We start from the raw sequence: 13,841 nt of genomic DNA on the forward strand, positions 1-13,841 counted from the left end.
AAGAGAGAGGTTTACGATATGATAGTTATTGAAGGAGTCGTGGGTGTCGGAAAGAGTTCACTCATGCGTATTTTAGGTCAACAAGGATATGAAGAATTTGAGGAGCCTGTTGTCGACAATCCAGTATTGGATAAGTTTTATCACGATCGTAATCGTTATTCATTCCCTTTACAAGTTTTCTTCTTGAATAAACGATTCGAACATATTAAACAAGCGAAAGATGTTTCAAAAGCCGTTATGGATCGTAGTATTTATGGTGATGCAATTTTTGCCAGAATGCTAAACATCAACGATGAAATGTCGGATGAAGAATTTCAAATTTACTCAGAATTATTACAAAACATGTTAGAACATGTTCATACTCCAAAACTTATGATTTACTTAGAAATCAGTGTTGATGAAGCGATGAAACGTATTCAAAAACGTGGTCGTGATTATGAACAAATTGTTGAACGTGAGTATTGGGAAAAATTGAATCATGAATATTCAGAATATTTTGATCAATACGAATTGTCTCCAATGTTAAAAATTAATGTTGATAATCTGGACTTTGAAAACAATGAAGAAGACAGACTCTATGTCTTAAAGTTAATATCAGAAAAATTAAGCACTTTAGAATGAGGTTATTCCTATGAGATGGTTAGAGACCGCAAAAGCTTACAAACAACATGATCCTGCTGTTCGCAGTATATTTGAAGTTATTTTACTGTACCCAGGATATCATGCGATGTTCTATTATCGAATAGCACATGCATTGTATCGTTGCCATCTTTATTTTCTTGCGCGTCTTGTTTCTCAGATAGGACGGTTCTTAACGCAAATTGAAATCCATCCAGGAGCAGAAATTGGAAGATGATTTGTAATCGATCATGGAAATGGTGTCGTAATTGGCGAAACAGCAATCATTGGTGATGATTGCTTGATTCACCATGGCGTTACCTTGGGAGGAAAATCTCGCGAGGTAGGGAAACGTCATCCGACTTTAGGCAATAAAGTTCATATTGGTGCAGGAGCGCAAGTTATTGGTGCTATCCATATTGGTGATCACGCGGTGATTGGCGCTGGTTCTGTTGTGACAAAAGATGTAGCGGATTGCGATATTGTTGCAGGTGTACCTGCACGAACAATCAGAAATAAGTGTACTGAAGAAGGCAAAATATAGCCTTCTTCTTTTTGTATAAAAATGTTCATATAATTTTCACAATGTTTTAAAGTATCAATAGGAGTGCTTTATCACAACATTTATGCTTTTATTTAGCACTTTATAAATTAGCAGACTTTACATTGAGAGTCGATAAAGATAGAATAATATCAGGAGGTATTGTAAAATGGCAAAAAACAATAAAGGTACTATCATTAAATTTACTGCAATGACAGCTGTCGCAGCAGGGCTGTATTTGTCGGCGTACAAACAGCAAAATATATTCAAAATCATTCTCGCGAACAAGAAGCAAAAGACTTACTAGTTGAGAAGTATGGCGAAAAAATGGAAAACAAGAAAGTAATTATCGTTGATGAAAACGAAAGCTTTCCACAACGTGTTTTCCGTGCATTTACCTCACTTTTTATCTAATAACCTAAAATTTTGCTAATTAAAAGCCGAGATATTCTCGGCTTTTTTTTATTATCGTTTTAGAAAACCACACGCTATGCGTGTGAGAACATAAACTTATAGAGTTGTAACAGAAAAAAACCTCCATGTTATTATAAATGTGACTGACAATCGCAAATATAAACAAGGAGGTAATAACTTGGTACCAAGTGAAAATAGTTTAGCACATACTCGATGGAATTGTAAGTATCACATTGTGTTTATTCCGAAATATAGACGCAAAGTAATCTATGGGAAACTTAGAATAGACATCGGATCAATTCTAAGAAAGTTATGTGAAATGAAAGATGTAGAAATCATTGAGGCCCATGCATGTGTAGATCATATTCATATGTTGGTGAAGATACCACCGAAATTATCGGTATCTGCGTTTGTGGGATACCTTAAGGGTAAAAGTACATTGATGATTTTTGATAGGCATGCAAATCTCAAATATAAACAAGGAAATAGAAACTTCTGGGCAAAGGGATACTATGTGAGTACAGTAGGACTTAATCAGAAAACAATTGAGAACTACATTAGAAGCCAAGAGACAGAAGATAAGCTACGAGATGAAATGACAAAGCGAGAATATATTGATCCCTTTAAGGGATAGTAAGCAATGAAATAGCGGTTGTCAGTCTCAATGAAAAAACCCCTTTAGGGGTCGTGAGCAGGAAGCCCTTCTAGGGCGATACTAAAACTACCCGTTATACGGGTAGATATTTATTATCGTTTTAGAAAACCACACGCTATGCGTGTGAGAACATAAACTTATAGAGTTGTAACAGAAAAAAACCTCCATGTTATTATAAATGTGACTGACAATCGCAAATATAAACAAGGAGGTAATAACTTGGTACCAAGTGAAAATAGTTTAGCACATACTCGATGGAATTGTAAGTATCACATTGTGTTTATTCCGAAATATAGACGCAAAGTAATCTATGGGAAACTTAGAATAGACATCGGATCAATTCTAAGAAAGTTATGTGAAATGAAAGATGTAGAAATCATTGAGGCCCATGCATGTGTAGATCATATTCATATGTTGGTGAAGATACCACCGAAATTATCGGTATCTGCGTTTGTGGGATACCTTAAGGGTAAAAGTACATTGATGATTTTTGATAGGCATGCAAATCTCAAATATAAACAAGGAAATAGAAACTTCTGGGCAAAGGGATACTATGTGAGTACAGTAGGACTTAATCAGAAAACAATTGAGAACTACATTAGAAGCCAAGAGACAGAAGATAAGCTACGAGATGAAATGACAAAGCGAGAATATATTGATCCCTTTAAGGGATAGTAAGCAATGAAATAGCGGTTGTCAGTCTCAATGAAAAAACCCCTTTAGGGGTCGTGAGCAGGAAGCCCTTCTAGGGCGATACTAAAACTACCCGTTATACGGGTAGATATTTATTTGATAACGGTAATGTTATCAGAATGATTCACAACTACAGGTGAGTATTTAACGAGGTATTCCATGATTGTATCAATCATTTCTTCTTGAATTTCTTCAAGAGTCTCGCTTTCAGAAACCATCGTGTAGTTTCCACCACCCATAGCGCGGTAGTTATTAGTTACGAGTTTGAATGAATCTTCGTCCTTCACCGCTTGCCCTTGATAGGTAAGTGATGTAATTCGTGAGCCGCGTGGCTTCGAAACATCGATGGTGTAATCGATACCATCAACCATATCATAGTTATAGTGTTGTGGTTTAGGGCTTACATATTCAGGCGAAGCAATAATTTCTCCATCGTTATCGAGCGTAAAGTAATGCGCTGTGAATTCAAGCATTTCTCTTAGGTTTTTACCTGATATTTTCTTTACAACTAATGTGTTTGGATAAAGATAAGTACTCACAAGGTCACGCATCGTAATCGTTTGGTTAAACCCTTTTGTTCCATTAAATAGAGCAACAGAGGATAACTGAGCTTGAGCACGATCTAACTGAACTTGATTTATCAATGATACAAGCGGATGTTTGTGTACACGAGCATCAAATTCATCTTCGATATGAAGGGGACCATCTTGAAGTGATCCTACTGGCTGATCTAGCCACTCTTGAACTGTTTCTTGCAATGTATCAAACGGTCTAAGTAAATCTGTATCAATCGCGTAGTCACTCGTCTGGTGAAGTTCAGTATGAATTTCGCGGCTATCTAAATCAATAGATGCAGTTGCGAATTCCTGACCTTTAAAAGCACATTGTGTAATCGGAACACCATGAACAACCTCACTGAGGCTTCGGTGTTGGTGACCCGTAAGAAGCAGGTCAAGACCTTTAATTTGTGTCATTTCGTAACCTTGGTTTTCACCGGTTAAACGTTCTGTTGGTTCTCCAGATTGAGGATCACGTTCTAAACCTCCGTGATACATTCCAACTACGAAATCAACGTGGTCTCTAAGTCTTTCAACTTCGGATTTCATCGTTTCATAAGCATCTTTAAATTCAAAATTTTCAATATGTGATGGACGTTCCCAATTAGGAATGTAGTGTGTAAGCACACCAATAAGAGCAATCTTTTTTCCTTGATAATCAATGATTTGAGATTGACCAATAGGTTCACCATTGAGAAGAACATTTGATGTCAGAAGTTTTGCTTTGTTTTCATGAATGTATTTTTTAAGGATATCAGGACCGTAGTTGAAGTCATGATTTCCAAGATTAATATAATCATAATTTAAAGCATTAAATGCTTGTGCCATTGGATTCATATACTCATTTGGATGCATATGTGCATAGGTAAGAATCGGAGTTCCTTGGAAGGAATCACCGTTATCAAGAAGTAGAATAGGTCCTTTCAGGCGTGCTTCTTTAATGGCAGTGCTAATGCGACTCAAACCGTAAGATTCAATATTCTCACGACTTGTGTAATTAGTAGGGAATATATTCCCGTGTATATCTGTTGTTACTATAATATTTAGTTTCATATTTATCACCTTGTCACATTATATCAAAAAAACGATCATATATTCTCGATAAGCGTTAAACTTTCTAAATATTTAACTTTTGATGGTACAAAAAGGTTCAATTATGATAGAATCATGTACATACTGGAAAGGAGAAATTATGAATCGTTCAGATAAAATTTTCATTGGAATTGTCTTTGTTCTTGCTATCTCTTTGTTCTTTGTAACGGGTAAACTAGCAGAAGTCATTAACAGTGATACAACCCAAGCAGTTGTTACCTATAAAGATAAAGAAGTACTTCGAATTAACATGAATTCAAATGGCTTTCATACCGTTAAGGGCGAAAAAGGAGACGTAGTCATTGAAGTAAAAGATGGACAGATTCGCGTCGCTGACGAAATTTCTCCATTGAACTATTGTTCCCTTCAAGGCTGGGTTAATAAAACGAATGTCCCAATCGTTTGCTTACCAAATAAAATCATTATCGAAGTTCAAGCAATCCAAAGTACAACACCTGAAGAGGATATATTCATACGATGAAACCACAAAACAAAACAAAGAGACTCACTTTGTTAACGATGCTACTTGGGATGGCAATGATCGTTAACATGCTTGAGCCATCATTACCGTTTGCTTTTCCTGGAATTAAACTGGGACTTGCAAATGTATTAGGACTTTTTGCACTGTATTTTTTAGGTGTACGTGAAATGTATATTGTCAACATTATGCGTGTACTTTTAGTTTCACTTGTAAGGGGAACATTTTTAGGAGCAGGTTTTTGGCCCGCATTTATTGGGTCATTAGTAAGCTGTACGATGGTCGTATTATTTAGAAAATTCACAAATATGTCAGAAGTTGGAATTTCTGCTGCGTCCGCAACGTTTCATAATGTCGGCCAGATCCTTGTGATTGTCTTTTATTTTAATTCACCATTCATGATCAGTTACTTGCCTATCATGTTATTGTTAGGAATTCCAACAGGAATTCTTACCGGTTACCTTGTACAAGCTATAAATAAACGTTTTAAAATTTCATAAGAGGTAAACCATGAAACATATCAAATTTATTTCAAAGTATACCCAAGGCGTTCAATATCATTTATTGATTGTGCTCTTGGTATCTTTCGTATACGTTGGGGTTGTACTTATCAATCCCTTATTATTACAGTTTACCGTTGATCATGTCATCGGTACTACACCCATAACACAACCCTTTCAACAATCTCTTGTTACGTCCTTGGGAGGCGTTTCAACCTTACAAAATAATCTTTGGATTCTTGCGTTAGCCGTTGTTGTTTTGAATATGGTGAGTGGACTGGCTCTTTTCATAAGAGGACAGTCAATGGGAACTTTCGCAGAGACTTTTACAGAAAATGTTAGAAATCATCTGTACCAACATCTTCAAATATTACCGTACACATATCATGTGAACTCTAAAACTGGAGATTTAATTCAACGCTGTACATCAGATGTTGATCAAATTAATCGTTTCTTAAACAATCAAATTCGTGAACTTATGTATGCGGTGTTGATGGTTATCATCTCCGTGACAGTTCTCTTTAAAATCAATGTAAAAATGGCATGGATTTCAATGATTGCTTTTCCTATCATCTTTGTTTTTGCATTCGTTTTCTTTAAAAAAATGCAAGTTCTCTTTAAAGAGAGTGACGAAGCTGAAGCAGAACTATCCAATGTATTTCAAGAGTCATTAGATGCCGTTCGTGTCGTTAAAGCATTTAATCGTGAACGTTTTGAATTGGAAAAATTTGAACGTAAGAATCGAGATTATCGTGATAAAACACGTCACCTCATTGAGTTGTTGGCTGTCTATTGGGGTGTTTCCGATTTAATCTGCTTCCTCCAAATCTTATTAGTACTTATCGCAAGTATCTTTGAAGTAAGAAGCGGAGCAATGAGCGTTGGGAATGCAATCGTGTTTGTTTCTTATATTAGTATGGTTTTATGGCCAATTCGTAATGTGGGTCGTATTATTTCCGATATGGGGAAAGTTACAGTTGCTATTGACCGACTTGAAGAAATTCTTGATGTTGAACCTGAAGAACTTGATAAAGGAATTCAACCAGAAATCAAAGGAAACATTGTGTTCGATAATGTGTCCTTTATGTATGATGATGGTCATTCTAATGTCTTAAATGATGTGTCATTCACCATTGATGCGGGACAGACAGTAGCAATTATGGGTCCTACAGGATCTGGTAAATCAAGTTTAGTTCACTTACTAACACGAATCTATGATGTAACCAAGGGTAATATCATTATCGATGGAACAAATATTAATGAAATTGCTCCCCGATACATTCGCTCTAAAGTGGGTATTGTGCTTCAAGAACCTTATCTTTTCTCAAAATCAATTTATGAAAACATCCGTGTTGCAACACCTGAAGCATTAGAATTTGAAGTTCATCAAGCAGCTCAGATTGCTTCAGTCCATGATGTGATTGAATCATTTGATCAAGGATATGAAACGATGGTTGGAGAAAAAGGGGTAACTTTAAGTGGTGGGCAAAAACAACGCGTTGCGATTGCACGAACTGTTATCAACAAACAACCAATTGTAATCTTTGACGATTCCTTATCTGCATTGGATTCTGAAACCGATGCGAAGATTCGCGCAGCATTACAAAAGGAAAATGGCAATGCCACAACAATTATCATTACGCACCGTGTGAACTCGGCACAAAATGCTGATAAGATTTTAGTTATTAATAAAGGCGAAATTGTTCAAACAGGAACGCATGCCGAACTTATGAATCAAGAAGGTCTCTATCATACGATTGCTGAAATTCAAAATGTAACAAAGGAGGATCGTGATTATGAATCCTAATTTTGAAGAAGAATCTTTTCAAAATGAGAATCTCGATACCCATTTATGGCGTAAGATTCTCGGACTTTTAAAAAATAATAAAAAATTAATGTTTACTGCACTTTTATTTGTCATGGGTGAGGCGATGATTACTGTAACGCTACCCATTCTAAATCGATATGCTATCGATGTTTTCTATACAGGACAAGGTTCTACACGAGAGATAGTCTTATTTACACTTGGATATGCCTTGCTTGTTATTCTCCAAGCATATCTTATCTACCAATTTATTAATCGGTCGGGATCGGTTGAAATGAATGTCAGTTATGAAACACGACAAAATGCGATGGAAAAACTTCAAAACTTGTCGTTCTCATACTATGATACAACACCAACTGGATGGATCATGGCTCGTGTAACGAGTGATATTGCTCGGCTTTCTGAAATTTTATCTTGGAGTTTCATTGATTTAATATGGGGTGCATTTATGATGGTCATGTTGGTTATCGTAATGCTTATTCTCAACTGGAAACTGGCGCTTGTTGTCATCGTTGTCGTTCCATTTGTTTATTATGTGAGTGCATGGTTTCAAAAAAGAATCTTACGTAACTATCGTAAAGTTCGTTCTGTAAACTCTAAAATAACAAGTGGATTTAGTGAAGGGATATCCGGAGCGAAAACAACAAAAACAATGGCATTGGAAGAACTTCATTATTCTGAATTTGTAAGTCTTACTCAAGAAATGAAAGAGAAATCAATGCGTGCTATTATCTTTAACGCGATGTATGTACCGATTGTTATTCTCTTATCATCGCTGGGTAATGCAGGTGTTATTTGGGCGGGTGGAAACCAAGTCTTGCAAGGTGTCATTCAAATTGGTACTTTACTGATGTTTACACAGTATGCAAATCAGTTCTTTGAACCATTACGAAATATTTCTGGAATCTTGGCATCACTACAAATGGCACAAGCTTCTGCTGAACGTGTTCTCTCTTTACTTGAAATGGAATCGGATCTCGTTGATTCAGATGAAGTTATTGCGAAGTATGGTACGATCTTAGAACCCAATGAAGCAGCATATGAACCAATTACTGGTGATATTGAATTTAAAAATGTCGATTTTTACTATAACAAGGAAGAACCTATCTTGACAAACTTTAATCTTAAGGTTGAACCAAAGAAGCGAATTGCCTTAGTAGGTGAAACAGGATCGGGTAAGAGTACGATTGTGAATCTTATTTGTCGATTCTATGAACCGAAGGCAGGAGAACTTTTAATTGATGGTGTTGATTATCGTGAACGTTCCATTGGATGGCTCCATTCAAATCTTGGATATGTCTTGCAAGCACCACACTTGTTCTCAGGCTCTGTAAGCGACAATATTCGTTATGGTCGCTTAGATGCCACGGATGAGGAAATCATTGAAGCAGCGAAGCTGGTGGATGCACATGAGTTTATTATGGAATTAGAGGATGGTTACAATACAGATGTAGGAGAGGGTGGTGGTCGTTTATCGACTGGTCAAAAACAACTTATTTCATTTGCGCGTGCGCTCATTGCACAGCCATCCATCTTTATTCTTGATGAAGCCACATCTTCTATCGATACTGAAACTGAAGCAATCATTCAAAATGCTGTTGAAAATGTTCTTCGTGAGAAAACGAGTTTTATTATTGCGCACCGCCTTTCAACTATCGTAAGTGCGGATCGAATCTTAGTTATTCGCGAAGGTAAAATTATTGAAGATGGTACGCATCAAGAACTCTTGGCTTTAGAAGGTTATTACTATAACTTATATACAAACCAATTTAATGAAGACCAAGAAAAAATACTGATGACTGAACTTTAAGTATCTAAGAGCCAACAGATTCTCGATTAGAGAGCTGTTGGTTCTTTTTTATGGACTATCTTAAGGTGTAAAGACACTATAGAATGGATAGAAGTAGAAAAGACAATTTATAAACTTTGACTATTTTTTATCAAAATTGGCTATCGTTTTGGATGCTAGCTTGGAATGTTTGTGGTATGATAACACATGTTATAAACATATGTCACAAATTAAAGGTGCGGAAGATTGTTTATATGTCAAAAATGACCAGTCTTGCACATTTTTAAATCAAAGTAGGAGATGAAATAATGACAAAAAAGAATGAATCAATCAAGCTTGAAGAAGCTTATGGAGATGTTAACTTAAACATGTTGGCTGACTTTACCTTAACAAATGGTATTTCAGGTCATGAACGCGACGTTGCGGAAGTTTTTAACTCATGGGTTAAAGATTCTGCAGATGATGTTACTTATGATAACTTAGGTTCTATTATCGCTCATAAAAATGGTACTAATGGTGGTCCTAAAATTATGTTTGCAGGACATATTGATGAAATTGGTTTCTTAGTTCGTGATATCGAACCGAATGGTTACCTTCGCATTCATCCAGTAGGCGGCTGGTGGCCTCATGTGCTCTTATCTCAACCGGTTACTATCCAAACTCGCGATGGCAAGTTATACGTCGGTGTGGTGGGTTCTAAAGCGCCTCACGGCATGGCACCTGCTGTTCGTAACAAAGTTATGGATATTAAAGATTTATTCGTAGACCTAGGTGTGGCTTCTAAAGAAGAAGTTGAACTATTAGGTATTCAAATTGGTGATCCAATTACTCCTAAAGCAGACTTCCATGTTCTTGCAAACCCAAACTACTTAATGTCAAAAGCATGGGATAACAGAATTGGTGCAGCAATCGTTGTAGATGTTCTTCGTGAACTCCAAAATGAATCAACAGATGCACATATCTATTCTGTAGGAACAGTTCAAGAAGAAGTTGGCCTTAGAGGGGCAAAAACAGCTGCACAAAAAATTAATCCAGATATCGCAATCACAATTGATACAACGATTGCTACTGATACACCAGGTGAAGACAACCGAATTAAGTTAGGTGTTGGAACTACATTTGAAGTCATGGACTCATCCTATATTGGTCATAAAGGCCTTATGTATCATCTTCAAGATCTTGCAGATGAGATGGGAATTGATTACCAATTCGAAGTTCTTGCAGCGGGTGGAACAGATTCTGGAGAGATTCATAAAGTTCATGATGGTGTTATTACATTATCAATTTCTATTCCTACTCGTTACATTCACTCACATTACGGAATTGTTCACCGCAAAGATTATGCAGATACTGTAAAGCTTTTAGCTGAGTTCTGCCGTCGCTGTGATGCAAATGTTCTAACAGAACTTACAAATTACAAACGATAATACTCAAAACAGTCGAAAGGCTGTTTTTTTTTCTTGTGTGATAATTATGTGTAATCGGTGAAGAAACGAAATTATTTAACTACTTTTGTCATAAATGAATGTAAAGAGTGTAATATTGAATATCAAAAAATCACGCAAAAGAAAATAACAAACTAATTTGTGAAGTAAGCCTTTACAAACATTATAATATTATGTATAATACGTTTGTAATTGGTACCTACAACTTAGAAATTGGTGTCAAATACATTATAGTAGCCAACTGGGAATTGGCTAATAGGAGACAGGAGGATATTATGGATAACATAATACAGTTTTTCGAAGATAAACTCGTTCCGATTGCAGCGAAAATTGGTAATCAACGCCATTTAGTAGCGATTCGTGACGGATTTGCAGCATTAATGCCACTTGTTATGGCTGGTGCTATTGCATTGTTACTGAACAACGTTGTATTCAGCCCAACAAGTTTGATTGCTGAATTGACAGGAGCAGGTGAAAGTGGACTTTACCAATTCTTTGGTACATACATTTCCCCAATCCTAGGAAGTATCGATGCTGGTACATTATCAATGCTTGGGTTAGCATTAACCTTTGCAATTGCATACTTACGTGCACAAGCTGAAGATCAAGATGCTTTAATCACAGGTACTATCGCAATGGGAGCATACATCATCTTAGGTGCTTTAAGCCGTAAGAATACAGTTGTTGCTCCATGGGTAGGTCACTATCTTGGTAGTCAAGGTGTCTTCGTTGCATTATTGGTAGGACTTATTGTTCCTGCAATTTATTTCGGAATTGTAAATAAAAACTGGACAATCAAAATGCCAGACACTGTTCCACCAGCAGTTTCACGTGGATTCATGGGTATTATTCCAGGTACACTTGTACTTGTAATTATTGCGGCATTTAAATTCTTACTTGTTAAGATTCCATTTTCAGGAATGGAAACAATGTTTGGAGATGCTCCAACAACAGTCTTTATGATTTTTGAATACTATATTGCATTACCATTCTCAAGTATTTCACAAGGACCAGTATTAGTGTTAATTATTTCAACACTTGTACCATTGCTATGGTTCTTCGGACTTCACGGAGCAAACTTACTTGCTGCAGTTACAAGTCCAATTTATGGAAACTTACAAAACCATAACTTACAAGCATACGAACAAGGTATTCGCGAAATTAGTGCGAACCCATTAGCTGATAACAAATTAGCATTCTGGGTAAGCGGATCATGGGATGCATATGTATACCATGGTGGATCAGGGGCTACATTGCCATTGATTATCGCTATCCTACTATTCTCAAAAGTTAGAGATCAAAAAGAAGTTGCTCGACTCAGTCTTGCTCCAGGTATCTTCATGATTAACGAACCAGTATTATTTGGTATTCCAATTGTGTTGAACCCAATCTACTTGATTCCATTTGTAATTAACCAACCTATTCTAGCTATGATTGCATTCTATGCATCAAAAACTGGATTTGCAGGTCCAATTGTTAACTCAATTCCATGGACAACACCTCCAATTTTAAATGCTCTACTTGCAACAAACTTTAGTTGGGGTGCTGGACTTATTGCTACATTGAACTTAGTAATCGCATTTGCAATTTACGTACCATTCGTATTTGTTGCTAACAGTGCAGATAGTAAGATCAATAAAGAAGCATAGTATTAACCTAAAAAATTAGTGTTTTGTACGCAAGTCCTGTATAATTAATATACAGGACTTGTGTTAAGGAGTAATTATGATAAAAGAGACGATTTATATTGAAAAACCAATCAATGAAGTCTGGGATTTCGTTGAACTTCAGTTTGCAAAAGCATTTAAATGTAGTCCCTCAAAGATTTTAGGGAAAGAAACTACAGCTGAAACCTTAAACTTTACAGGAAAAACTATGACTGTAAGTCAAAAAATCACAACTGTTGATAAAGAAAAACATCTTGTGATGACTTCAGAAAGTGGTAAAGATCTGGTTGAAAGCCATTATGAGTTTGAAGCTGATGAAGCTGATAACGGTACTTACCTGACATTTTATGAATCTGGTGAAGGAAAAAAGAGTAAATTACGTTCAATGAATTTTTCTTTCTTTTCGCTTCCGATTTTGCGACGATCTACAAAGAAAAAATTCCGACGTCGTCTTGAAAGTTTAAAAGTAATGATAGAAAGTGATGATGAATTATGATAGTAGTATCTTCTCCTCTTAAAAGAGATTTTATGGTAGAACTTGTTGATGGTTATACCATTGATGATTTTGAATTTAGACATGTTAAAACTGAAGGCATGAAGTTGTACTTTGAGTGCACTAATCCTGATACAGAAAAAGCAGTTAGACATGTCAAGAATCTTATCAAGGGTTCCGAAATGGGTCGTGCTTTATACTTTACAGTTACAGCAGAGTAGATCCTCAATGAAGTTGTAAACAGGTATTCCTTTTACCCAACCAAAAATATCATATCTAGAAAATCTACGGGGTGGTTAGATTTTCTTTTTTTATGCCTTCATAAAAAAAAACGCATCGAAATGCGTTTAGTAGAGTAGATTTGATAGTTTAAGGAAACGGGTGTATTTATAATGATGTACGTCGATAGAGTAATCGAAAATTTCACCTGTTTTAAACATTGATTTGTTGGTTGATATAAGTGCAGGGTCACCAACTTCAAGTCCAAGTAGCTTTGCATCCTTTTCATTTAGAGGTGCTGCTTCAATCACGCGGTCAACGTAACCAATTTGTTTTTTAAGACCAGTTTGGATATATTGATAGATTGAATCTAAGATAATTTCACGATTTAGATAAGGGATGTACTCTTTATTGAAATAAGAGTATTCTACAACCCACTGTTTTCCATCGATAATTCTTAAACGGTTAATGTAATAGAGTTCTTGTCCTTCTTCACATTTCATGATTTCCGCAATTTCTTTATTTGCTTGAATTTCCTTGAATTCTAAAAGCTCAGTTGTAACTGTATTGCCTTGATGATCAGCAGTTAACCCTTTAAAATTTTCAAGATTAATCGCGTTTTTATACGATACATCACGGATGAACAATCCACTACCTTGGACAGGCATGATATGTCCTTTTTTCACGAGATTATCAATTGCTTTACGTATTGTATTACGACTGACATTGTACTCATGAATTAATTCTTCTTCTGTTGGGAGCTTACTACCCGCATGATAATACCCGGTAAGAATTTTTTCTTCGAGTTCTTGGCTGATAGTTTTGTACTTATGAGTCATTCTGACCTCCATATTT

The 13,841-nt window shown here is 36.1% G+C and carries 14 protein-coding genes and 1 pseudogene; 13 read left to right on the plus strand and 2 right to left on the minus strand.

Going from position 1 to position 13,841, the window contains the following annotated elements:
* Positions 1 to 18: 18 nt before the first annotated feature.
* The 5 genes and pseudogenes from H9L01_RS06790 (at position 19) to tnpA (H9L01_RS06810) (ending at position 2,903) form a co-directional block, all read left to right on the plus strand.
* Entirely contained in the window at positions 19 to 621 is a 603-nt protein-coding gene (locus H9L01_RS06790) for a deoxynucleoside kinase (protein WP_246448945.1), read from the plus strand.
* A 10-nt stretch (positions 622 to 631) separates the two neighbouring features.
* A pseudogene (cysE, locus tag H9L01_RS06795) lies at positions 632 to 1,162 on the plus strand (serine O-acetyltransferase).
* A gap of 166 nt (positions 1,163 to 1,328) precedes the next feature.
* A complete protein-coding gene (locus H9L01_RS06800) occupies positions 1,329 to 1,466 on the plus strand; it encodes a hypothetical protein (protein WP_187533211.1) in 138 nt (45 codons plus the stop codon).
* A 285-nt stretch (positions 1,467 to 1,751) separates the two neighbouring features.
* On the plus strand, positions 1,752 to 2,207 hold the full coding sequence (gene tnpA, locus H9L01_RS06805; protein WP_187533212.1) for an IS200/IS605 family transposase: 456 nt from the start codon (positions 1,752 to 1,754) through the stop codon (positions 2,205 to 2,207).
* 240 nt (positions 2,208 to 2,447) lie between these two features.
* On the plus strand, positions 2,448 to 2,903 hold the full coding sequence (tnpA, locus tag H9L01_RS06810; RefSeq protein ID WP_187533212.1) for an IS200/IS605 family transposase: 456 nt from the start codon (positions 2,448 to 2,450) through the stop codon (positions 2,901 to 2,903).
* Between the two features lie 110 nt (positions 2,904 to 3,013).
* Here tnpA (H9L01_RS06810) and H9L01_RS06815 read toward each other — a convergent pair whose 3' ends face one another.
* Positions 3,014 to 4,531 (minus strand): bifunctional metallophosphatase/5'-nucleotidase, encoded by a 1,518-nt coding sequence (locus tag H9L01_RS06815; protein WP_187533213.1) that lies wholly within the window; start codon positions 4,529 to 4,531, stop codon positions 3,014 to 3,016.
* A gap of 139 nt (positions 4,532 to 4,670) precedes the next feature.
* Here H9L01_RS06815 and H9L01_RS06820 point away from each other — a divergent pair, with 139 nt between their 5' ends.
* From H9L01_RS06820 to H9L01_RS06855, 8 genes are all read left to right on the plus strand, one after another.
* Positions 4,671 to 5,051 (plus strand): NusG domain II-containing protein, encoded by a 381-nt coding sequence (locus H9L01_RS06820; RefSeq protein WP_187533214.1) that lies wholly within the window; start codon positions 4,671 to 4,673, stop codon positions 5,049 to 5,051.
* On the plus strand, positions 5,048 to 5,548 hold the full coding sequence (locus tag H9L01_RS06825) for a Gx transporter family protein (RefSeq protein WP_187533215.1): 501 nt from the start codon (positions 5,048 to 5,050) through the stop codon (positions 5,546 to 5,548). Before H9L01_RS06820 ends, H9L01_RS06825 begins: the two co-directional genes overlap by 4 nt.
* A 10-nt stretch (positions 5,549 to 5,558) precedes the next feature.
* Positions 5,559 to 7,355: an ABC transporter ATP-binding protein gene (locus H9L01_RS06830; protein WP_187533216.1), complete on the plus strand. Its 1,797-nt coding sequence runs from the start codon at positions 5,559 to 5,561 to the stop codon at positions 7,353 to 7,355.
* Entirely contained in the window at positions 7,345 to 9,183 is a 1,839-nt protein-coding gene (locus H9L01_RS06835; protein ID WP_187533217.1) for an ABC transporter ATP-binding protein, read from the plus strand. Before H9L01_RS06830 ends, H9L01_RS06835 begins: the two co-directional genes overlap by 11 nt.
* Positions 9,184 to 9,470: 287 nt before the next feature.
* Positions 9,471 to 10,589, plus strand: coding sequence for a M42 family metallopeptidase (locus H9L01_RS06840; protein ID WP_187533218.1), 1,119 nt, complete (start codon positions 9,471 to 9,473; stop codon positions 10,587 to 10,589).
* 293 nt (positions 10,590 to 10,882) lie between these two features.
* The gene (locus tag H9L01_RS06845) at positions 10,883 to 12,256 is read left to right on the plus strand and encodes a PTS sugar transporter subunit IIC (RefSeq protein WP_187533219.1); all 1,374 of its coding nucleotides are present in this window, start codon (positions 10,883 to 10,885) and stop codon (positions 12,254 to 12,256) included.
* Positions 12,257 to 12,332: 76 nt separating this feature from the next.
* Positions 12,333 to 12,770 (plus strand): SRPBCC domain-containing protein, encoded by a 438-nt coding sequence (locus H9L01_RS06850; RefSeq protein ID WP_187533220.1) that lies wholly within the window; start codon positions 12,333 to 12,335, stop codon positions 12,768 to 12,770.
* A 32-nt stretch (positions 12,771 to 12,802) separates the two neighbouring features.
* Complete coding sequence (locus H9L01_RS06855; protein ID WP_187533221.1) at positions 12,803 to 12,988, plus strand: hypothetical protein; 186 nt, start codon at positions 12,803 to 12,805, stop codon at positions 12,986 to 12,988.
* Positions 12,989 to 13,114: 126 nt separating this feature from the next.
* Here H9L01_RS06855 and H9L01_RS06860 read toward each other — a convergent pair whose 3' ends face one another.
* The gene (locus H9L01_RS06860) at positions 13,115 to 13,825 is read right to left on the minus strand and encodes a GntR family transcriptional regulator (protein WP_187533222.1); all 711 of its coding nucleotides are present in this window, start codon (positions 13,823 to 13,825) and stop codon (positions 13,115 to 13,117) included.
* Between the last annotated feature and the right edge of the window lie 16 nt (positions 13,826 to 13,841).

This window comes from Erysipelothrix inopinata, assembly GCF_014396165.1.
GTDB classification, from domain to species: domain Bacteria; phylum Bacillota_I; class Bacilli_A; order Erysipelotrichales; family Erysipelotrichaceae; genus Erysipelothrix; species Erysipelothrix inopinata.

What these genes read in the sequence shown, in the direction of transcription:
- H9L01_RS06790 (WP_246448945.1), top strand. Translation starts at nt 19, where the DNA reads ATGATAGTTATTGAAGGAGTCGTGGGTGTCGGAAAGAGTTCACTCATG.
- H9L01_RS06800 (WP_187533211.1), top strand. Translation starts at nt 1,329, where the DNA reads ATGGCAAAAAACAATAAAGGTACTATCATTAAATTTACTGCAATGACA.
- H9L01_RS06815 (WP_187533213.1), bottom strand. Translation starts at nt 4,531, where the DNA reads ATGAAACTAAATATTATAGTAACAACAGATATACACGGGAATATATTC.
- H9L01_RS06820 (WP_187533214.1), top strand. Translation starts at nt 4,671, where the DNA reads ATGAATCGTTCAGATAAAATTTTCATTGGAATTGTCTTTGTTCTTGCT.
- H9L01_RS06825 (WP_187533215.1), top strand. Translation starts at nt 5,048, where the DNA reads ATGAAACCACAAAACAAAACAAAGAGACTCACTTTGTTAACGATGCTA.
- H9L01_RS06830 (WP_187533216.1), top strand. Translation starts at nt 5,559, where the DNA reads ATGAAACATATCAAATTTATTTCAAAGTATACCCAAGGCGTTCAATAT.
- H9L01_RS06835 (WP_187533217.1), top strand. Translation starts at nt 7,345, where the DNA reads ATGAATCCTAATTTTGAAGAAGAATCTTTTCAAAATGAGAATCTCGAT.
- H9L01_RS06840 (WP_187533218.1), top strand. Translation starts at nt 9,471, where the DNA reads ATGACAAAAAAGAATGAATCAATCAAGCTTGAAGAAGCTTATGGAGAT.
- H9L01_RS06845 (WP_187533219.1), top strand. Translation starts at nt 10,883, where the DNA reads ATGGATAACATAATACAGTTTTTCGAAGATAAACTCGTTCCGATTGCA.
- H9L01_RS06850 (WP_187533220.1), top strand. Translation starts at nt 12,333, where the DNA reads ATGATAAAAGAGACGATTTATATTGAAAAACCAATCAATGAAGTCTGG.
- H9L01_RS06855 (WP_187533221.1), top strand. Translation starts at nt 12,803, where the DNA reads ATGGTAGAACTTGTTGATGGTTATACCATTGATGATTTTGAATTTAGA.
- H9L01_RS06860 (WP_187533222.1), bottom strand. Translation starts at nt 13,825, where the DNA reads ATGACTCATAAGTACAAAACTATCAGCCAAGAACTCGAAGAAAAAATT.